This is a genomic window from Bradyrhizobium sp. 21 (assembly GCF_023073335.1).
In the GTDB taxonomy this organism is placed as follows: Bacteria; Pseudomonadota; Alphaproteobacteria; order Rhizobiales; family Xanthobacteraceae; genus Bradyrhizobium.
The window spans coordinates 21,084-39,991 of record NZ_JADPJG010000038.1 but is presented as its reverse complement, the minus strand read 5'-3'; the positions used below and the strand labels follow the sequence as shown (position 1 = coordinate 39,991).

Genomic DNA, 18,908 nt, shown 5'->3' with positions numbered 1-18,908 from the left:
GTCCTCGCGCAACAAGGAAAGCCTCCAAGAGCGCGGCCGGAATCGCCGGTGCCTCGGACATGCGGGACGTGCGGGCCGGCGGGACAACACCGTGCGGCAGTAGTTCCCCGGAATGCATGCTGGCGCCGGATTTGCATAGCTGTCGCAAAGCTGCTGGGGGAGCGAGTCGCAGTCTCTGTGCCCTTCTGAAGGCGCGAGCGGCGGACGACGTCGCCTGTCCCCACGCGCCGATTGCGATCCGCGGAAAGACGACATGCGACTTGCAAGACTATGTGCCGCTGCGCTGCTGGTGCTGCTGGCGACCCCGGCGCCGGCGCGCGACGACGGGCGCTACGCGAACTCGCCGCTGAAACCCTGGTTCGAGAGCCTGCATAGCGAATATGGTCAATGCTGCTCGGATGCCGACGGCTATGTGGTCGCCGATGTCGACTGGGAATCCGACAAGGGCCGTTATCGCGTGCATCTCGACGGCGAATGGGTCGTCGTGCCCGACGGCGCCGTGCTCACCGAGCCGAACAAGATCGGCCGCACCATGGTGTGGAAGCATTATATCGACGGCCATCCGCGCGTGCGCTGCTTCATGCCGGGCAGCATGACGTAGAACGGCTGGTCATTCCGGGCGCTTCGTGGCGTCGAACCCGGAATGACAGGAGGTGCTTAGCGCGCCGCGCTTGCCGCGTCAGCGCTCGCAAGCCGCTTCACGCGCGGCGACAGCACAGACATTTGCACCGGCGAGGCGGGCATGCCGCCGACGATCATCGCTGGGGCGGGCGACTGCTCTTCGACGCCGGTGCCGCCGAGCACCTGCACTTGCGTCGCCGAGATCGGAAACGAGTTCACTTCGTAAGAGGGAAGCTCGCCGGCGAACGCACCGGCCGAGCCCGCAATCATGGTGCCGGCAATGGCAATCATCGAGAGAATACGCACTGGAAAATCTCCGTTGAAGATATCAATCGGAGGTTTTGTCGCCGCGGTGCCGCAACAGGTTCGCTCGTCGACGAACATTCGACCGCCGCCGGCCGCTATATTTGGTTGCGTGATGCGACAGCTGCGACACCAGGACGAAGTTTTTCGCGCCAATGTTTCCGGACGGTTTCGCGGGAGCCGTCGCGCGGTGGCGCGTTGGTCGTGCCCTATGCGGCGAAATGGCACTCTCGCACCACTGCATCCGCGCGGCGACGCACGTCCGGATTGAGCGCAAGGCCGAGGCCGGGTGCACGCGGCGCAGACACGATGCCGTTGTTCACGCTCGGAAGCGCGGTGACGAGATCGCGATACCAGGTCGACAACGTCGCGCGCACGACCTCCTGGAAGATCGCGGTCGGCGCATGCAGCGCCAGATGCAGCCCCGCCATCAGCGCGACCGGGCCGGTGCAATCGTGCGGGGCGAGCGGCTTGTTGTAGGCTTCGGCGAGGGCGGCGATCTTGCGCGCCTCGCTCAAGCCGCCACACCAGGCGATGTCGAGCATCACCACGTCGATGGCGTCGGCCGCGAGCAGATTGCGGAAGCTCGCCGCGCCCGCCAGCGTTTCGCTGCCGCAGATCGGCGTCTGCACGCGCCGTCTGAGGTCGGCGAGACCCTGCACGTCGTCCATCTTGTTGAGGGGGTCCTCGACCCAGAACACATTGTAGTCTTCGAGCGCGCGGCAGATGCGTTCGGCTGTGTGCGCGCCCCACAGGCTATGCAGCTCGCACATGATCTCGATGCGGTCGCCAACGGCGTCGCGGATTTTCCGGAACGGCTCGAGGCCGGTTTTGAGATCAGGCAGGGAAATTGAATGACCGCCGTTTGCGGCGAAGGGATCGAACGGCCAGATCTTCATGGCGCCATAGCCTTCGCTCAAAAGGCTTTCGGCGAGCGCTCCGGCGTCGCGCATGAAGGCGATCTGGTCGTCATAGGGGCCGAGCGCGGCATCGTCCGCGCCGATCTCGCGGCGCTTGGCGCTCTCAGTGTTGTAGGCGTAGCCGGCGCAGGTGTTGTAGGCGCGGATTTCGAGCCGGCTCGCCCCGCCAAGCGCCTCGTGGACGGGAATGCCGTGGCGCTGGCCCTTGATGTCCCATAGCGCGATGTCGATGGCGCTGGCGGCCCGCACCTCGGCGCTGACGCTGTGGAAGCCGAGATATGGCGTCAGCAACTGACGCGATATGGCCTCGATGCGGCGGGAGTCCTGGCCGAGCACCAGCGGTGCCGCAAGCTCATGAACCGCCGCCTCGACGGCTTGCGCGCCACGAAAGCTCTCGCCGAGGCCGGTCAGTCCTTCGTCGGTCTCAACCTCGATCCAGATCAGGTTCGGCCGCTCTTCGATACGGATCGTGCGCAGGGTCGTGATGCGGGACATTTCACACGTCCTCTTGGGTCTTTGTTCTTGGCTCTTTGCTCTTGCCGGCGCCGCGCGGCGCTCAGGTCACCGGCGCCGGATTGAACAGCGTCAGGTCGTTGTGGATGCCCCAGCGGTCCGACCACGGTTTTGTCCGGCCGCTGGCGACATCGAGGATCAGGCGGAACAGGTCCCAGCCGGTTTCCTCGATGGTCTTTTCACCGGTGGCAATCCCGCCGGCATCGAAATCGATCAGGTCCTTCCAGCGCCGCGCCAGCTCGCTGCGGGTCGCGACCTTGATGACGGGTGCGGCGGCGAGGCCATAGGGCGTGCCGCGGCCGGTCGTGAACACCTGCAGCGTCATACCGGAGGCAAGCTGCAGCGTGCCGCAGATGAAGTCGGAGGCAGGCGTTGCCGCGAACAGCATGCCCTTCTGCGTCGCCTTCTCGCCGGGCGAGAGCACACCGGTGATGGCGGACGAGCCGGACTTGACGATCGAGCCCAAGGACTTCTCGACGATGTTGGCAAGCCCGCCCTTCTTGTTGCCGGGCGTGGTGTTGGCGCTGCGGTCGGCGCCGCCGCGGGCCAGATAGGAATCGTACCAGGCCATCTCGCGCACCAGCGCGCGCCCGACGTCCTCGTTGATGGCGCGGCGGGTGAGGAGCTGGATCGCGTCGCGGACTTCCGTCACTTCCGAGAACATCACGGTGGCGCCGGAGCGCACCAGCAGGTCCGCGGCGAAGCCGACAGCGGGGTTCGCGGTGACGCCGGAGAAGGCGTCGCTGCCGCCGCATTGCAGGCCGATGACGAGATCGGAGGCCGGGCAGGTCTCGCGGGTGCGTTTGTTGAGGATTTTCAGCCGGGCTTCGGACTGGGTCATGATCGCATCGACGATCGCGCCAAAACCGTCAAAAGCCTCGTCCTGCATGCGCACGATGGCGTCGCTGACGCCTTCCGGCACCAGCCGTTCGGGCGCGAGCTTTTCACAGCCGAGGCTGATGACCAGAATCTCCCCGCCGAAATTCGGGTTGAGCGCGAGGTTTTGCAGGGTGCGGATCGGCACCACCGCATCGGGCGCGTTAATGGCGACGCCGCAGCCATAGGCGTGCGTCAGCGGCACGACGTCGTCGACGTTCGGGTACTTCGGCAGCAGCTCGGCGCGGATGCGCTTGACCGCATATTCCATCGTGCCCTTGACGCATTGCACGGAGGAGGAGATGCCGAGGATGTTCTTGGTGCCGACCGAGCCGTCGGAATTGCGGAAGCCCTCGAAGGTGAAACCTTCGAGCGGCGGCAGCGGCGCGGGGACGGCGGTGGAGATCTCGAGCTTGTCGAGGGCGGGGGCCTCCGGCATGCGGATACGCGCCTCGTCCACCCATTCGCCGGCGAGGATCGGCGAGAGTGCGTGGCCGATCACCTCGCCATAGCGGATGATCGGTGTGCCTTCCGCGATGTCGACCAGGGCCGTCTTGTGTCCCTGCGGCACGAAGGCGCGCAGCGTCAGCCCGCAGGCGAAGCGGGAGCCGGCGGGAAGCCCGAAATCATTGACCACGATCGCGACATTGTCGCGCTCGTTGAGCTTGATGTAGCGGGGCTGCTCTTTCGCTGCGACTGACTGGTCCATGCGGCCTCCAGATTGTAGTGTGGGTTAGCCTTGCAACTGCGCGAAGCGCAGTTCGCTGGGCGTAACCCACCAAGGTCTCGATCGCGGAAGCAGAAGAGGTGGGTTACGCCAGCGGACTGCGCTTTGCGCAGCCGCGGGCTAACCCACCCTGCGATCATCAACCCGGATAGGTATAGGCGGTCTTCACCGTCGTGTAGAACTCGCGCGCATAGGAGCCCTGCTCGCGGGCGCCGTAGCTCGAACCCTTCCGGCCGCCGAACGGCACGTGATAATCGACGCCGGCGGTCGGCAGGTTGACCATCACCATGCCGGACTCGCTGTTGCGCTTGTAGTGCGAGGCGTATTTCAGGCTGGAGGTGCAGATGCCCGAGGCGAGCCCGAACTCGGTGTCGTTGGAGATCGCCAGCGCCTCCTCGTAGTTCTTGGCGCGAATGACGGTCGCCACCGGCCCGAAGATTTCCTCGCGCGCGATGCGCATGTTGTTGTTGGCTTCGGTGAACAGCGCCGGCTGGAGGTAATAGCCGGGCGTCTCGCGCTTGAGCAGCTCGCCGCCGAAGGCGAGCTTGGCACCCTCGTCCTGGCCGATCTTGATGTAGCGCAGGTCCTGGTCGAGCTGGCTCTGATCGACCACGGGGCCGATATGCACGCCGGGCTTGAGCGCGTCGTCGACCGAGAGGCCGTTCAGGCGCTCGGCCACCGCCGCGACGAAGCGGTCGTGGATGCCCTCGGTGACGATCAGGCGGGAGGAGGCGGTGCAGCGCTGGCCGGTCGAGAAATAGGCGCCGTTGACGGCGACCTCGACGGCGGTCTTGAGGTCGGCGTCGTCGAGCACGACGAGCGGATTCTTGCCGCCCATCTCCAGCTGGAACTTCTTCATGTTGCTCGACGTCACGCAGGCCTGCGCGATCTTACGGCCGGTCTGCACCGAACCGGTGAAGGAGATCGCGGCGACGTCGGGGTGCTCGAGCAGGGTCTGGCCGACTACCGAGCCGGAGCCGACCACGAGATTGAAAACGCCGGCGGGAATGCCGGAGCGGGTGATGATCTCGGACAGCGCATGCGCCGAGCCGGGCACCAGCTCGGCAGGCTTGAACACGACCGTGTTGCCGTAGCAGAGCGCGGGCGCGATCTTCCAGGCGGGGATCGCGATCGGGAAGTTCCAGGGCGTGATCATGCCGACGACGCCCATCGGCTCGCGGGTGAGCTCGACGTCGATGCCCGGACGAACGGAGGCACCCTTCTCGCCGATCAGTCGCAGCGCTTCGCCGGCGAAGAACGCAAAAATCTGGCCGGCACGCGCGACCTCGCCGATGCCCTCCGGCAGCGTCTTGCCTTCCTCGCGGGCGAGCAGGCGGCCAAGCTCTTCCTTGCGGGCGATGATTTCGAGCGAAACCTTGTTCAGCGCGTCATAGCGCGCCTGCGGCGTCGACTGCGCCCATGCGGGGAAGGCGGCCTTGGCGGCTGCGATCGCCTTCTCGGTCTGCACCTTGTCGGCCTTGGCGTATTCGCCGACGAGGTCGTTGGTGTTGGAGGGGTTGATATTCTTGGTGACGCCGGAGCCATCGACCCATTCGCCGCCGATGAAGTTCTTCAGGATCGCAGTCATCTCATTCCTCCAAGGGAAGGTTTTCTCAACGCACGAGGCAGGGACGCTTGTCGTCGAAGGTCCAGCCGGGGATCAGGTCCTGCATGGCAATAGCGTCATCGCGGGCGCCGAGTCCATGCTGCTTGTAGAGGTCATGCGCGGCGTCGATGGCGGCTCTGTCGATTTCGATACCCAGGCCCGGCCTGTCAGGCACCGCGATCTTGCCGCCCTTGATCTGGAGCGGTTCCTTGGTCAGTGCCTGGCCGTCCTGCCAGATCCAGTGGGTGTCGATCGCGGTGACCTTGCCGGGCGCCGCGGCACCGACATGGGTGAACATCGCGAGCGAGATGTCGAAATGATTGTTGGAGTGCGAGCCCCAGGTCAGGCCGTTGTCGCGGCATGTCTGGGCCACGCGGACCGAGCCCTGCATGGTCCAGAAATGGGGATCGGCGAGCGGAATGTCCACCGCGCCCAGGCGCAATGCATGAGCGAGCTGCCGCCAGTCGGTTGCGATCATGTTGGTCGCCGTCGGCAGGCCCGTGGCGCGGCGGAACTCGGCCATGATCTCGCGGCCTGAGAAGCCGCCTTCCGCGCCGCAGGGGTCCTCGGCATAGGCGAGAATGCCGTGCATGTCCTTGCAGAGCCCGATCGCCTCGTCGAGCGACCAGGCGCCGTTGGGGTCGAGCGTGACACGTGCGTTGGGGAAGCGTTTTGCGATGGCGGTGACGGCCTCGATCTCCTGCTCGCCGCGGAGCACGCCGCCCTTCAGCTTGAAATCGGCAAAGCCGTAATGGTCGTGGGTGGCCTCCGCGAGGCGCACCACGGTCTCCGGCGTCATCGCCTCCTGATGGCGGAGGTTGAACCATTCCGGCTTGCCGGTCTCGCCCGCGACGTAGTCGAGCTTCGATTTGCGGCGGTCGCCGACGAAGAAGAGATAGCCGAGCGTCTCGATGCTCTTGCGCTGCTGGCCTTCGCCGAGCAGCGCGGCGACGGGCAGGTTGAGATGCTGGCCGAGCAGATCGAGCAAGGCGGATTCGATCGCCGTGACCGCGTGGATCATGATGCGGAGATCAAAAGTCTGCTTGCCGCGGCCGCCGACGTCGCGGTCGGCGAAGGCGGTGCGGATGTCGGCGAGGATGTTGTTGAGCGCGCCGACGGTCTTGCCGATGACGAGATCGCGCGCGTCCTGGAGCGTCTGCCAGATCTTTTGCCCGCCGGGCACCTCGCCGACGCCGGTGTGACCGGCATTGTCGGTGAGAATGACGATGTTGCGGGTGAAGAACGGCGCATGCGCGCCGCTCAGATTGAGGAGCATGCCGTCACGGCCCGCGACCGGAATCACCTGCATCGCTGTGACGATTGGTGCGCCAGAGATTTCAGTCTGGGCCATCGCACGCTCCTCCCTGTTGTCGTCTGTTATTCTGCCGCCTGTTGTGTCGATCGGATGGCGGGCAGATTTTTCACCAGCGCCGTCAGCTCCGCGATCTCCTGTTCGGTGAGGTCGGTCAGCGGCGGGCGGACCGGGCCGGAATCGCGGCCGATCACTTTCATGCCGGCCTTGATGATCGAGACCGCGTAGCCCTTCTTGCGGTTGCGGATCGCGATCAGCGGCAGGATGAAATCCTTCAACCCGGCATTGATCGTCTCATGGTCGCGCTTGCGCACGGCAGCGTAGAAATTGGTCGCGAACTCCGGCACGAAGTTGAACACGGCCGAGGAATAGGTCGTCACGCCCATGTCCAGATAGGGCAAGGCGAAGGTTTCCGCGGTCGGCAGGCCGCCGACATAGGTCAGGCGATCGCCGAGCTTGGTGTAGACGCGGGTCATCAGCTCGATGTCGCCGATGCCGTCCTTGTAGCCGACGAGATTCGGGCAGCGCTCGGCAAGGCGGGCGAGCGTATCGGGCTGAAGGATGGCGTTGTCGCGGTTGTAGACGATGACGCCGATCTTCACGGAGGCGCAGATCGCCTCGACATGGGCGGCGAGGCCGTCCTGCTCGGCATGGGTGAGATAGGGCGGCAGCAGCAACAGGCCGTCAGCGCCGGCCTTTTCCGCGCCGATCGCGATCTCGCGGGCGGTGGCGGTGCCGTAGCCGGTGCCGGCGAGCACGGGCACGCGGCCCTTGGTCTCCTCGACGGCGATCTTGACCACCTGTGGAACTTCGCTCGGCGTCAGTGAGAAGAACTCGCCGGTGCCACCGGCGGCGAACAGGCCGGCCACGTCATAGCCGCACAGCCAATCCATGTTGGCGCGGTAGGTCGCCTCGTCGAAGGAGTAATCCGCCTTGAACGGCGTGACGGGGAAGGACAGGAGGCCGGATCCGATCTTCTGGGCCATTTCCTGCGGGGTCATCTTGCTCATGGGCGCTGCTCCCTTCTCTGATGTTGTGGAGGACGCAGGCCAGAGCCGCGCGTCCATGCGCCGCTGTTTAGGAGACCGTTCGATGCGCGTCCAAGCCAAAGCCTATATCGACCGATGCGGATTGAGCATCAATCCTCCATCAACTCCGCAGAGGACAATTCGCTGGCGATTTTGACCAGCGCCGCGAGCAGTGGATCCTCGTTGTCGCGCCGCCAGACCATGAACAGCTCGACGGGGACGCGTGTGCGCAGCTTCAGCGGCCGCAGTCGCACGTCGGCGATCTTCAGGCTTGCCGCCGCCGCCGGCACGATCGCAAGGCCGAGGCCGGCGCGCACCATGGCGAGGATCGAGTGGATCTGGCTCAAATGCTGGACATAGCGCGGCAGGATGTCGGCGCGGGTGAACAGCGCCACCAGCAGGTCGTGGAAGTACCGGCTCTCATAGGGCGAATACATCACGAAGGGCTGGTCGCCGAAATCCTTGATGGTGATGTTCTCGGCGTTCGCCAGCGGATGCTTTTTCGGGATCGCGGCGAGCAGGGGCTCGGCGACGACGCGGCGGCTGGCAAGTTCGGGGCGCGCGATCGGCGGCCGCAACAGTCCGGCGTCGATCTGGCCCGAGGTCAGCGCCTCGAACTGGTCGCCCGAGACCATCTCCTTCAGCGAGAAGTCGACCTCGGGCAGCTTGGCGCGGCAGGCGGCGACGAGCTCGGGCAGGAAGCCGTAGGCCGCCGCCGCGGTGAAGCCGATCTTCAGCGAGCCGGTCTTGCCGAGCGCGATGCGGCGGGCGACCTGCGAGGCGCTTTCGGCGAGCTTCAGGATGCGCCGCGCCTCCGGCAGGAAGCTGCGGCCGGCAGGCGTCAGCCGCACCGAACGGCTGGTGCGCTCCAGCAGCGGCGCATCGATGATGTGCTCGAGCACCTGGATCTGCCGGGACAGCGGCGGCTGGGTCATGTTCAGCCGCGCGGCGGCGCGGCCGAAGTGCAATTCCTCCGCCACCGTGACGAAACAGCGGAGCTGGTTGAGGTCGAACATCGATACATGCCTTAGATGGATAAGGCGTTTCCCCGGCACTTCTAGCATCGATTATCCCCAAAACAAAGACGGCGGCCGTGAAGCCGCCGTAAGTTGCCTGGTCAGCTCCCGTGGGAGCCCTCAGGAGGAAGGTTTGAGCACCACCCGCTCGATCTTGCCCACGATCACGAGATAGGCGAACGCCGCCACCAGCGCGTTGGCGCCGACGAACACCAGCGCGCCGTTGAAGGAGCCGGTCGCGGCCAGGATGTAGCCGATCACGATCGGGGTGGTGATCGATGAGATGTTGCCGAAGGTGTTGAACAGCCCGCCGGAGACGCCGCCGGCTTCCTTGGGCGAGGTGTCGGAAACGACGGCCCAGCCGAGCGCGCCGATGCCCTTGCCGAAGAAGGCCAGCGCCATGAAGCCGACCACCAGCGCCTGGCCGTCGACATAGTTGCAGGCGATGATCGACATCGACAGCAGCATGCCGCCGACGATCGGGATCTTGCGCGCCATGGTCAGCGAGCCCGTCTTGCGCAGGATCGCGTCGGAGATGACGCCGCCGAGCACGCCGCCGATGAAGCCGCACAGCGCAGGCAACGTCGCGACGAAGCCGGCTTGCAGGATCGACAGGCCGCGTTCCTTGACGAGGTAGACCGGGAACCAGGTCAGGAAGAAATAGGTCAGCGTGTTGATGCAGTACTGGCCGAGATAGACGCCGAGCATCATGCGGTTGGAGAGAAGCTGGCGGATGTGATCCCAGCCGGGGCCGGAGGCGGCTGCGCGCTTGTCCTTCAGATCATCCCTGGGCGCGTCGAGGTCGACCAGTGCGCCGCCCTCCTTGATGTAGTCGAACTCGGCCCCGTTGACGCCGGGATGCTCCTTCGGACCGTAGATGGTCTTGATCCAGACCAGGCCCATCACGATGCCAAGCGCGCCCATCACGAAGAACACGTAGCGCCAGCCGTAGTCGTGCGCGATCCAGCCCATCAGCGGCGCGAAGATCACGGTCGCGAAATACTGCCCGGAATTGAAGAACGCGGACGCGGTGCCGCGCTCGTTGTCGGGAAACCAGGCCGCAACGATGCGGGCGTTGGCCGGGAAGGACGGCGCCTCGGCGATACCGACGAGGAAGCGCAGGCCGAACAGCATGAGGATCGCGGTGCCCGCGCTGAAGAAGCCGACCCAGCCCTGCATCGTCGTGAACAGCGACCAGACGATGATGCTGAAGGCATAGACCAGGCGCGAGCCGTAGCGGTCGAGCAGCCAGCCGCCCGGCACCTGCGCGATCACATAGGACCATCCGAACGCCGAGAAGATGTAGCCCATCGCGACGGGATCGAGATGCAGCTCCTTGGAGAGCGCGGGACCCGCGATCGACAGCGTGGCGCGGTCGGCATAATTGACGGTCGTGACCAGGAACAACATGGTCACGATGAACAGCCTGACGCGAGACCTCCTCACGTCCGTTGCGGACACCACTGCGCTCATCAGGCGCCTCCTTAGAATTCGAAACGTTTCCTCACTGCGACTCCTAGAGGCGCGCGCGGCAGAGTGTCCAAGCCGAAGGGGGTATCGATCGATGCCGTTTTTGGATTGATGGAACGGCGGGTGCGGGGAACGGAGCGTGGTGATGGCGGACCCGGTGCGCCACGCGCGGTTGTCATTCCCCGCGAAGCGGGGAATCCAGTACGCTGCGGCGTCTCGATTCAATCACGTCTGTCACGGCGTACTGGATCGCCCCGCCCCAGTGCGCAACTGCGCACAAAGCGGGCGACGACAGTGTGCGCGTAGAAGCCGCGCTTACTGCTGCCGCACGCCCGGCAGCAGCGGCGCCAGCAGGCCCCGCGTCACAGCCGGTGGTGCCGCATCCAGCCCGAGCACTGCGCTCGCCGCCGGCAGCGCGGCATCCGCCATCGCGGCGTGGCCTTCGGCGCTTGGATGCACAGCGCCGCCATAGACGGCGGAGAGCACGCCCCAGGTCGCGTCGTGGATGTCGGTCGGCTGGCTCGCGGCCGGCAAGCCCTGCGGATAGGTCATCGCGGCGAAGTAGCTGTCATTGGCGTCGCGGATCCAGCGCGCGCGCGGCGAATAGGCGCGGAATTCGGAGGCGCCGCGGCCGCACAGCATCGGCTGGCTCGCCGCGCTGACGATGTCGGGATTGAAGCTCTGGCCGTTCTCGGCAAAGCAGCTGCGGTCGAATTCGGGATCGTTGCCCGAATGCGCGCAGAAGCCGTGATCGGCGAACGCTGCCTGATGCGAATCCACGAAGGTCATGCGGTCGGCTTCGGGATCGCGGCACAGCGCGCCACGGGTGCAGGTGGCGAGGCCCTTAAGCTGCGGCAGGAATTCGGTGTCGACGAAGGTTGAGACGCGAGCGAGACGCTGGGGGTCGGCGTTGAAGGAGGGGTGGATGTCGAAGCCGGCGCGGCCGCCGCGGCACGGCACGCCGCCATCGGCGAGCGCGGGGTTCGCGTAGGAGACGTAGACCACGTGCGAGAGATCGCCGCCGACGAGCGGCTTCAGCGCCTCGCGCAGCTTGACGAAATTCTGCGGCAGCTCGCGCGCCAGCGCATCGCGGGAATCGTCGACGCTCGCCATTACGCCAGAGCGGCGGAACAGCGCGCGCTCGGTCGCGGTCTCGACGATCACGTCGGCGACGAGGCCGGAGAAATAGATGTCGTTGGCGCCGACCGAGAGCAGCACGAGGTCGAGCGTGCGGTCCGGCTGGCGCTTCCTGGCGGCGGTCAGCGCCTCGCGCAGCTCCGCGACCTGCGCGTTCACGCTGGTGTTGCAGACGCCGGTCTTGCCGGGCGGGCATTCGCGTGCGCGCTGCGAGCCGAGCAGCCCGTCGCCGATGCTGGCGCCGGTGCAGGCGAGCGGCAGGAAGGTCACCGCGACGTGGGTGTAGCGCACCGCGAGCGCCAGCGCGGTGCGGGTCTGGTAGCTGTAGAGCGAGCGGTGGCAGGGCGAGTTGAACCAGAGCGCGCTGTAGTGCTGCCAGTTGGCGAGCGTATCCGGCGCCTCGCAGGCGCGGCCACCTTTGTAGCCGGCGCGGCTCGGCCGGTAGTACTGCGCGCCGGCGGTGCCGAGATAGGAGCGGAAGCAAAAGCCTTCGTCCGACAGCGCCAGCGGCCGGTCCGGATTGCCTTCACCTGAGGCGATGCTGTCGCCCAGGCCGGCGACGAAGATGTCGCGAACCGCGATCTCGGTCTGGACCCGCTGGGTCGGGTCGGAGCCGGAGGAGACGTCGACGCTCGCGATCGTCTGCTTGCCGTAGCGGACCCGCAGATTGACCGGCTCGGCGCAGTCGAAGGTCGAAGCTTGCGGTCCGTCGCCGTCATCGAACGACCAGGCGCAGGTGGCGCCGACCGGCACCGCGCCGGTCAGGCGCACGGTGACGGGGTGGTCGACCGGGGTGATGTAGTTTTCCTTCACGTTGTCGCGGGTGCAGGGCTGGTTGACCCGGCCCTGAAGGTCGATGCAGAGCCGGTTGACCATGTTGCGGGCCCAGCCGCGGCCCTCGCTCTGGAGCTCCAGTGACTGTTCGGCGGCGAGGATGCTGCGGTTACGCGCATTCTCGACATGGAGCAGGAAGTCGCGCTCCTCGCGGAACAGCCGGAAGCGGTTGCGCACCTCCCAGCTGATCTGCATCGCGCCCGCGTCCTGCGCGGCCGCCCGCTCCGGCGGCAAGGCGGCGAAGAGCCCGGCGAGCAGCAGGGCACCAGCGAGGAAACGGCGTAGGGATACTGGGATCATGGCCCGCGTCTTCAACGTCAAAGTTGAGGCGGAAATAAGAGAGGAACCTCTCTCGCCGCCTGCAACATCGATCTGACGGTTTTGCGGGCCGCCGTCCAGCGGCTTAGCGTTTGGCCTGCCGCAGCGCCCGCTCGCGCTCCATTGCTGCCACCTGTTGGGGCAGGTTGGCCTGCGCACAGGCCTCCGCTAGCCGCCGGCGCTCCTGCCAGGGCTTCACCACATTCATCCAGAGCTCGCGTGCGCCCATGATGGAGATGGCAAGACCGAACGGGATCACAAAATAGAGGATGCGGAACACGAGGAGCGTCGCCAGAAGCTGTTCGCGGCCGAATTCGGGGAGCGCCACCAGCATGGCGGCGTCGAACACGCCGAGCGAGCCGGGCGCGTGGCTGGCAAATCCGAGCAGCGTCGCCAAAATGAAGACCACGGAGAGCGACAGGAAATCGATCTGCGGAGTGGCCGGCACCAGCAGATACATCGCCAGTGCGCAGAAGCCGAGATCGACCACGCCGATCAGGATCTGCACCAGCGTCAGCGGCGCCGACGGCAGCACCACCTTCCAGCCCTTCTGGCCAAGCTCGCGGCGCTTCTCGCCCATGCAGAGCCAGACCAGATAGGCGCCGATCGAGGCGAGGCCGCCGAGCGCGATCAGACGATTGATGGATTCCGGGAGCTGATCCATGTAGGAGGCGGCACCCGGGTGGATCGTCATGCCGATCGAGAGCACGAAGATGTTACCGAGCCAGAAGGTCAGGCCGGACAGGAAGCAGATTTTTGCAACGTCGATCGCGTTCAGCCCGTAGTCCGAATAGATCCGGAAGCGGATCGCCCCGCCGGTGAACACGGTGGCACCGATATTGTGGCCGATCGAATAGGACGTGAAGCTGGAGAGCGCTGCGATGCGATAGGGCACGTGCTTCTTGCCGATCGTTCGCAGTGCAAAAAAGTCGTAGAAGGTCAGCGTACAGAACGCGAAGCACACGCAGATCGCCGCCAGCCCGATATTGCCGCGGGGAATCTCGGTTAACGCGGTCAGGATGACCCCGGTATCGATGCCATGGAGGGTCCGGACCAGCGTGGTGATCGCGAAGGCGATGATGAACACGCTCGCCGCAACGCCGAGCCGTCGCCAGCCGATCCATCTCTTGAAGCCGCGCTTCAGCGCGGGCAGCAGTCCGTGCATTCATCCTCCCGGCGGGGGGCAAGACCGACAAGGCCAGACATTGGCCGGTCGGGTACGATCACTGCCCGAACTGGGCTTCGATCGCTAGGCATGATGTAGCTCATTTAAGGCAAAAACAGCGACTTGTGCAGCCCTTGACAACGATAGGTTCTGTGTTGGACCGCACCTTTTGTCATACGCGGTTCACATCGGACGCGCGTTAAGCATATGAGTCGTGGATCGGTCGCGTCCGTCTATCGACATGGTTTCAGATCCTGCACGGCGCGCATTGTTCCAGCGCAAGGGATACAGGCTTTTTTGGAACGCCGGTGCCGCGTGCTGGTTAGCGCCCCATCAGCAATCGAACATGGCGGAAGATGCGGCTTTGCGTGCAAGCCCGTGCCGCCGTGTTCCCGAAACCCGAGAGGATCGGAACGATGGGACTGTTCACAAAAGACATCAAGACCATGAACGACCTGTTCGTGCACCAGCTTCAGGACATCTATTACGCCGAGCAGCAGCTCACCAAGGCGCTGCCCAAAATGGCAGATAAGGCGACCGATCCGCAGCTGAAGCAGGGCTTTTTGACGCACCTCGAAGAAACCAGGCAGCACGTCAAGCGCCTCGAGGAAGTGTTCAAGATGCACGGTGCGCAGGTGAAGGCGGTCGACTGCCCCGCCATCGACGGCATCATCGAGGAGGCCGACGAGACCGCCGGCGAGGTCGCCGACAAGGCGGTGCTCGACGCCGCGCTGATCAACGCGGCACAGGCCGCGGAGCATTACGAGATCGTCCGCTACGGCAGCCTGATCGCCTGGGCCAAGCAGCTCGGCCGCACGGACTGCGCCAACGTGCTCGCCAAGACGCTGGAGGAGGAGAAGGCGACCGACAAGAAGCTGACCGCACTTGCCGAGAGCAAGGTAAACCTGCGCGCGGCCAGTTAACGCCGGTTCCGCAAACGAAACGCCGTGCGTTCGACGCACGGCGTTTTCGTATCATCATTCGGTCGTTGTCGAAGCATCACGGCGGGCTGGAAGCGTATATTTCGCATGGGGCTGCAACCGAGATGGCAGCATGCGCGTAAGCACCGTCAAATACGAGGCCTTCGACCACGGAGCCGGCGCATCGCGTGCCGGCACGCGACTTGCGACCTCGCTCACGCTTGCCGCGATGAGCCTAGGCTATGGCGTGGTGCAGCTCGACGTCACCATCGTCAACACCGCGCTCGATGCGATGGGCAGGACGCTCGGCGGCGGCATCGCCGAGCTGCAATGGGTGGTCAGCGCCTACACCATCGCGTTTGCCGCCTTCATCCTGACGGCCGGCGCGCTCGGCGACCGGATCGGGGCCAAGCGCGTCTTCATGGCGGGCTTCGCCATCTTCACCGCAGCCTCACTCGCCTGCGCGCTGTCGCCCAATGCGACCGTGCTGATCGCAGCGCGACTGGTCCAGGGGCTGGCGGCAGCGATCCTGGTGCCAAATTCTCTTGCGCTGCTCAATCATGCTTATCCGGACGACCGCGAGCGCGGCCGCGCCGTCGCGGTCTGGGCCGCCGGAGCGAGCCTCGCGCTCACCGCCGGTCCTTTCGTTGGCGGAGCGCTGATCACGCTGATCGGCTGGCGCGCGATCTTCCTGGTCAATCTGCCGATCGGGCTCGCCGGCCTCTGGCTGAGCTGGCGTTACGCCAGCGAAACCACGCGGGCGCGCTCGCGCGAGATCGATCTGCCCGGCCAGCTAACCGCGATCGGCGCGCTGGGGGCGCTCGCCGGCGCGATCATCGAAGGCGGCGCGCTCGGCTGGGGACATCCAGCGGTGATCGCGGCCTTTGTCGCAGCCGCAATTCTCGCCATGCTCTTCGTCTGGCGCGAGAGCCGCGCGGCGCAGCCGATGCTGCCGCTGTCGCTGTTCGGCCACCGGCTGTTCGCGCTGACCTCGCTCGTCGGCCTGCTCGTCAACATCGCGATCTACGGCCTGATCTTCGTGCTCAGCCTGTACTTCCAGAGGATCAACGGGCTGTCTCCGTGGTGGACCGGTCTCGCCTTCGTGCCGATGATGGCGGCGGTGCTGCCGGTCAACCTGCTTGCGCCTCGGCTCGCCGAACGCATCGGCTCGTGCCCGACCATCGTGGTTGGCGCCTGTATCTCGGCGCTCGGCTGTCTCGGTCTGCTCTGGATCGAAGCCGGGACCAGCTACTGGGCAATCTTTGCGCAGATGATCGCCATCAGCGGTGGACTTGGCCTGCTGGTGCCGCCGCTGACCTCCACCTTGCTCGGCAGCATCGAGAAGGCGCGCTCCGGCATCGCCGCCGGCGTCCTGAACGCGACGCGGCAGACCGGCAGCGTGCTCGGCGTCGCGCTGTTCGGCTCGCTGGTGGCCTCGGAAGGGGCGTTCATGACGGGGATGCATCTGTCGCTGGTCTTGTCCGCGGCCGTGTTGCTGCTCGCCGCCGCCGTGATCGGCCTTGGCGCGCCTGCGCGCGGATGAACAATCCGAGTGAACGAACGCATCTTTCGTTCACCATTACCGAAACAGGCACGTAGCCGGTTACCGACTATCCATCTCTGTCGGTTCAAGTGCGGGTCGATAGGGGCCCGCGATGTATCAAGTTCTCTACTGTCTCGCCGAGGAGCACGACTGGCGACTTGTCGCGCTTGGCGGCGCGGTGTGTCTGCTCGCAAGCGCGGCGGCGATCAGTCTGTTTCACCGGGCGCGGGCGACGCACGGCCCCGGGCGTCTGGTCTGGCTCGCTCTGGATGCCGCCGTCAGCGGATGCGGTATCTGGGCGACGCATTTCATCGCCATGCTCGCCTACGGGCCGGGTGGCGCCGGCGCCTACAACATCCCGGTGACGTTCCTTTCGCTGATCTTCGCGATCTCCGTGACCTTCGTGGGGCTGAGCATCGCAGTATCCTCCGCGCGCACGCTGTGGATCGTGCTCGGCGGTGCGATCGTCGGCGCCGGGGTCGCGACGATGCATTACACCGGCATGGCGGCTCTGGAGATGCCCGCACGCGTCGACTGGATCGGAAGCACGGTTGCCGCCTCGGTACTGTTCGGAGTTGTTTTTGCAGCGCTCGCGCTGTTCGTCGCCGCGCGGCGCGACGACCTCTTCCATGCGCTGGCCGCGACCACCTTGCTGACAGTTGCCATCGTCGCGCATCATTTCACCGCGATGGGCGCGGTGCTGTTGACGCCGGATCCGACGCTCGCGATCAGCGGGCTATCGATCCCGCCGGCCTCGTTGTCCTTCCTCACCGCGGGTGCTGCGGTCGCGATCATCGCGATCGCGCTGGTGGCCGCGCTGCTCGACCGCGGCGCCAAGGGCGAACTGGGCCGCCAGCAGATCGTGCTGGATACGGCGCTCGAGAACATGTCGCAGGGGCTGTGCATGTTCGATGCGGACGGCAAGATCATCCTGTTCAACGAGCGCTATGCCGCGATGCTCGGCCGCACCGAGACCCTGCTCACCGGCCGCCTGCTGGTCGACGTGCTGCGTGAGGAGCAGGCCAAGGGCCAGTGGCAGGGCGATGCGGGCGAATTCTTCGCGCGCCTCGTCGCCGACGCGCGCGAGACCCGCACCACGACCGACGTCGTGAGCAGGTTCGGCCGGTCCATCCGGGTCGTCAACCAGCCGATGCAGGGCGGCGGTTGGGTCGCGACCTTCGAGGACATCACCGAATGGCTGGAGGCCCAGGCCAAGATCTCGCACATGGCCCGCCATGACGCTCTGACCAGCCTGCCGAACCGCGTGCTGTTCCACGAGCAGCTCGTGCAGGGCCTGCGCCGGACCCAATCGGGCGACCAGTTGGCGGTGCTTTGTCTCGATCTCGATCATTTCAAGGACATCAACGACTCGCTCGGCCATCCGATCGGCGACGCGCTGCTCAAGGAGGTCGGCCGCAGGCTGAAGGCCACCGTCGGCGAGAGCGACACCGTCGCCCGGCTCGGCGGCGACGAGTTCGCCGTGGTCCAGATCGGACGTTCCGAGGAAACCGCGGCCAGATCCCTTGCCGGCCGCCTCGTCGAGGTGATCTCGGCGCCTTACGAGATCGACGACCATCAGATCGTCATCGGCGTCTCGATCGGCATCTCGCTGTCGCCGCAGGACGGCAGCAATCCCGACGAATTGTTGAAGAACGCCGACCTCGCATTGTACCGCGCCAAGGCGGACGGCCGCGGCACATACCGGTTCTTCGAGACGGGCATGGATGCGCGCGCGCAGGCGCGGCGCCTGCTGGAGATGGATCTGCGCGCGGCGCTGCAGCGCGACGAGTTCGAGGCGTACTATCAGCCGATCCGCGACGTCGCCAGCGGGCGCGTCGTCGCCTTCGAGGCGCTGCTGCGCTGGAACCATCCGCAACGCGGCTTGATCGCGCCCCTCAACTTCATTCCGTTGGCCGAGGAGACCGGCCTGATCATCCAGCTCGGCGATTTCGTGCTGCGCTCCGCCTGCGCCGACGCGGCCACCTGGCCCGACGATGTTGACCTCGCCGTCAATTTGTCGCCGGTGCAGTTCAAGAATCCGAACCTGATCGCATCCGTGACCGAGGCGCTGGCCGCTTCGGGCCTCCACGCGCGCCGCCTCGAGCTCGAGATCACCGAATCCGTGCTGCTGCAGAACAGCGAGGCGACGCTGACCACGCTGCATGAGCTCCGCGCCATGGGCGTGCGCATTTCGCTCGACGATTTCGGCACCGGCTATTCCTCGCTGAGCTATCTGCGCAGCTTCCCCTTCGACAAGATCAAGATCGACCGCTCCTTCGTGTCGGAGCTGGCGACGCGCGAGGATTCCATGGCGATCATCCGCGCCGTGACCGGGCTCGGGCGGAGCCTCGGCATCGTCACCACGGCAGAGGGGGTCGAGAACGATGCGCAGCTCGAGCTGCTCCGTCGCGAAGGCTGCACCCAGGTGCAGGGCTATCTGTTCAGCAAGCCGCGGCCCGCCTCGGATGTCGCGATCATGCTAAACCGCTCGCGACTGCGCGCCGCGGGCTAGTGAGACTAGCCGCGGCGCAGCGCGAAATGCGCGCCGCAGAACGCCATCACGGCACCGAGGCAGAGCGCGGCAAGCCCGGCCAGCACG

The 18,908-nt window shown here is 65.9% G+C and carries 14 protein-coding genes; 4 read left to right on the top strand and 10 right to left on the bottom strand.

The annotated features are described in order from the left end of the window. Nucleotides 1-253: 253 nt before the first annotated feature. Nucleotides 254-601, top strand: coding sequence for a hypothetical protein (locus IVB31_RS33265; protein WP_247332529.1), 348 nt, complete (start codon nucleotides 254-256; stop codon nucleotides 599-601). Nucleotides 602-657: 56 nt separating this feature from the next. Here IVB31_RS33265 and IVB31_RS33260 read toward each other — a convergent pair whose 3' ends face one another. The 10 genes from IVB31_RS33260 to IVB31_RS33215 form a co-directional block, all read right to left on the bottom strand. Next, entirely contained in the window at nucleotides 658-927 is a 270-nt protein-coding gene (locus IVB31_RS33260; protein WP_247332527.1) for a hypothetical protein, read from the bottom strand. A 206-nt stretch (nucleotides 928-1,133) separates the two neighbouring features. After that, nucleotides 1,134-2,339, bottom strand: a complete 1,206-nt coding sequence (locus IVB31_RS33255; RefSeq protein WP_247332525.1) for a mandelate racemase/muconate lactonizing enzyme family protein — start codon at nucleotides 2,337-2,339, stop codon at nucleotides 1,134-1,136. Between the two features lie 61 nt (nucleotides 2,340-2,400). Continuing rightward, a complete protein-coding gene (gene garD, locus IVB31_RS33250; protein ID WP_247332522.1) occupies nucleotides 2,401-3,942 on the bottom strand; it encodes a galactarate dehydratase in 1,542 nt (513 codons plus the stop codon). A 157-nt stretch (nucleotides 3,943-4,099) separates the two neighbouring features. Next, nucleotides 4,100-5,548 (bottom strand): aldehyde dehydrogenase family protein, encoded by a 1,449-nt coding sequence (locus IVB31_RS33245; protein WP_247332520.1) that lies wholly within the window; start codon nucleotides 5,546-5,548, stop codon nucleotides 4,100-4,102. A gap of 25 nt (nucleotides 5,549-5,573) precedes the next feature. Next, nucleotides 5,574-6,917 (bottom strand): glucarate dehydratase, encoded by a 1,344-nt coding sequence (gene gudD / locus IVB31_RS33240; protein ID WP_247332518.1) that lies wholly within the window; start codon nucleotides 6,915-6,917, stop codon nucleotides 5,574-5,576. 26 nt (nucleotides 6,918-6,943) lie between these two features. Continuing rightward, on the bottom strand, nucleotides 6,944-7,888 hold the full coding sequence (kdgD, locus tag IVB31_RS33235; RefSeq protein ID WP_247332516.1) for a 5-dehydro-4-deoxyglucarate dehydratase: 945 nt from the start codon (nucleotides 7,886-7,888) through the stop codon (nucleotides 6,944-6,946). A gap of 128 nt (nucleotides 7,889-8,016) precedes the next feature. Beyond that, nucleotides 8,017-8,922 carry a LysR substrate-binding domain-containing protein gene (locus IVB31_RS33230; RefSeq protein ID WP_247332514.1) on the bottom strand — a complete coding sequence of 302 codons (906 nt, stop codon included), beginning with the start codon at nucleotides 8,920-8,922 and terminating at the stop codon, nucleotides 8,017-8,019. Nucleotides 8,923-9,042: 120 nt separating this feature from the next. Beyond that, nucleotides 9,043-10,395, bottom strand: coding sequence for an MFS transporter (locus IVB31_RS33225; RefSeq protein ID WP_247332511.1), 1,353 nt, complete (start codon nucleotides 10,393-10,395; stop codon nucleotides 9,043-9,045). A 312-nt stretch (nucleotides 10,396-10,707) separates the two neighbouring features. Beyond that, complete coding sequence (locus tag IVB31_RS33220) at nucleotides 10,708-12,663, bottom strand: hypothetical protein (protein ID WP_247332508.1); 1,956 nt, start codon at nucleotides 12,661-12,663, stop codon at nucleotides 10,708-10,710. A 103-nt stretch (nucleotides 12,664-12,766) separates the two neighbouring features. Next, complete coding sequence (locus IVB31_RS33215) at nucleotides 12,767-13,846, bottom strand: YbhN family protein (RefSeq protein ID WP_247332505.1); 1,080 nt, start codon at nucleotides 13,844-13,846, stop codon at nucleotides 12,767-12,769. A 416-nt stretch (nucleotides 13,847-14,262) separates the two neighbouring features. Here IVB31_RS33215 and IVB31_RS33210 point away from each other — a divergent pair, with 416 nt between their 5' ends. From IVB31_RS33210 to IVB31_RS33200, 3 genes are all read left to right on the top strand, one after another. Beyond that, complete coding sequence (locus IVB31_RS33210; RefSeq protein WP_247332503.1) at nucleotides 14,263-14,769, top strand: ferritin-like domain-containing protein; 507 nt, start codon at nucleotides 14,263-14,265, stop codon at nucleotides 14,767-14,769. 130 nt (nucleotides 14,770-14,899) lie between these two features. Then, nucleotides 14,900-16,309 (top strand): MFS transporter, encoded by a 1,410-nt coding sequence (locus IVB31_RS33205; RefSeq protein ID WP_247332501.1) that lies wholly within the window; start codon nucleotides 14,900-14,902, stop codon nucleotides 16,307-16,309. A 112-nt stretch (nucleotides 16,310-16,421) separates the two neighbouring features. Then, nucleotides 16,422-18,821: an EAL domain-containing protein gene (locus tag IVB31_RS33200; protein ID WP_247332499.1), complete on the top strand. Its 2,400-nt coding sequence runs from the start codon at nucleotides 16,422-16,424 to the stop codon at nucleotides 18,819-18,821. Nucleotides 18,822-18,908 lie beyond the last annotated feature (87 nt).

What these genes read in the sequence shown, in the direction of transcription:
- IVB31_RS33225 (WP_247332511.1), bottom strand. Translation starts at nt 10,395, where the DNA reads ATGAGCGCAGTGGTGTCCGCAACGGACGTGAGGAGGTCTCGCGTCAGG.
- IVB31_RS33215 (WP_247332505.1), bottom strand. Translation starts at nt 13,846, where the DNA reads ATGCACGGACTGCTGCCCGCGCTGAAGCGCGGCTTCAAGAGATGGATC.
- gudD (WP_247332518.1), bottom strand. Translation starts at nt 6,917, where the DNA reads ATGGCCCAGACTGAAATCTCTGGCGCACCAATCGTCACAGCGATGCAG.
- garD (WP_247332522.1), bottom strand. Translation starts at nt 3,942, where the DNA reads ATGGACCAGTCAGTCGCAGCGAAAGAGCAGCCCCGCTACATCAAGCTC.
- IVB31_RS33200 (WP_247332499.1), top strand. Translation starts at nt 16,422, where the DNA reads ATGTATCAAGTTCTCTACTGTCTCGCCGAGGAGCACGACTGGCGACTT.
- IVB31_RS33220 (WP_247332508.1), bottom strand. Translation starts at nt 12,663, where the DNA reads ATGATCCCAGTATCCCTACGCCGTTTCCTCGCTGGTGCCCTGCTGCTC.
- IVB31_RS33230 (WP_247332514.1), bottom strand. Translation starts at nt 8,922, where the DNA reads ATGTTCGACCTCAACCAGCTCCGCTGTTTCGTCACGGTGGCGGAGGAA.
- IVB31_RS33265 (WP_247332529.1), top strand. Translation starts at nt 254, where the DNA reads ATGCGACTTGCAAGACTATGTGCCGCTGCGCTGCTGGTGCTGCTGGCG.
- IVB31_RS33210 (WP_247332503.1), top strand. Translation starts at nt 14,263, where the DNA reads ATGGGACTGTTCACAAAAGACATCAAGACCATGAACGACCTGTTCGTG.
- IVB31_RS33245 (WP_247332520.1), bottom strand. Translation starts at nt 5,548, where the DNA reads ATGACTGCGATCCTGAAGAACTTCATCGGCGGCGAATGGGTCGATGGC.
- kdgD (WP_247332516.1), bottom strand. Translation starts at nt 7,888, where the DNA reads ATGAGCAAGATGACCCCGCAGGAAATGGCCCAGAAGATCGGATCCGGC.
- IVB31_RS33255 (WP_247332525.1), bottom strand. Translation starts at nt 2,339, where the DNA reads ATGTCCCGCATCACGACCCTGCGCACGATCCGTATCGAAGAGCGGCCG.
- IVB31_RS33205 (WP_247332501.1), top strand. Translation starts at nt 14,900, where the DNA reads ATGCGCGTAAGCACCGTCAAATACGAGGCCTTCGACCACGGAGCCGGC.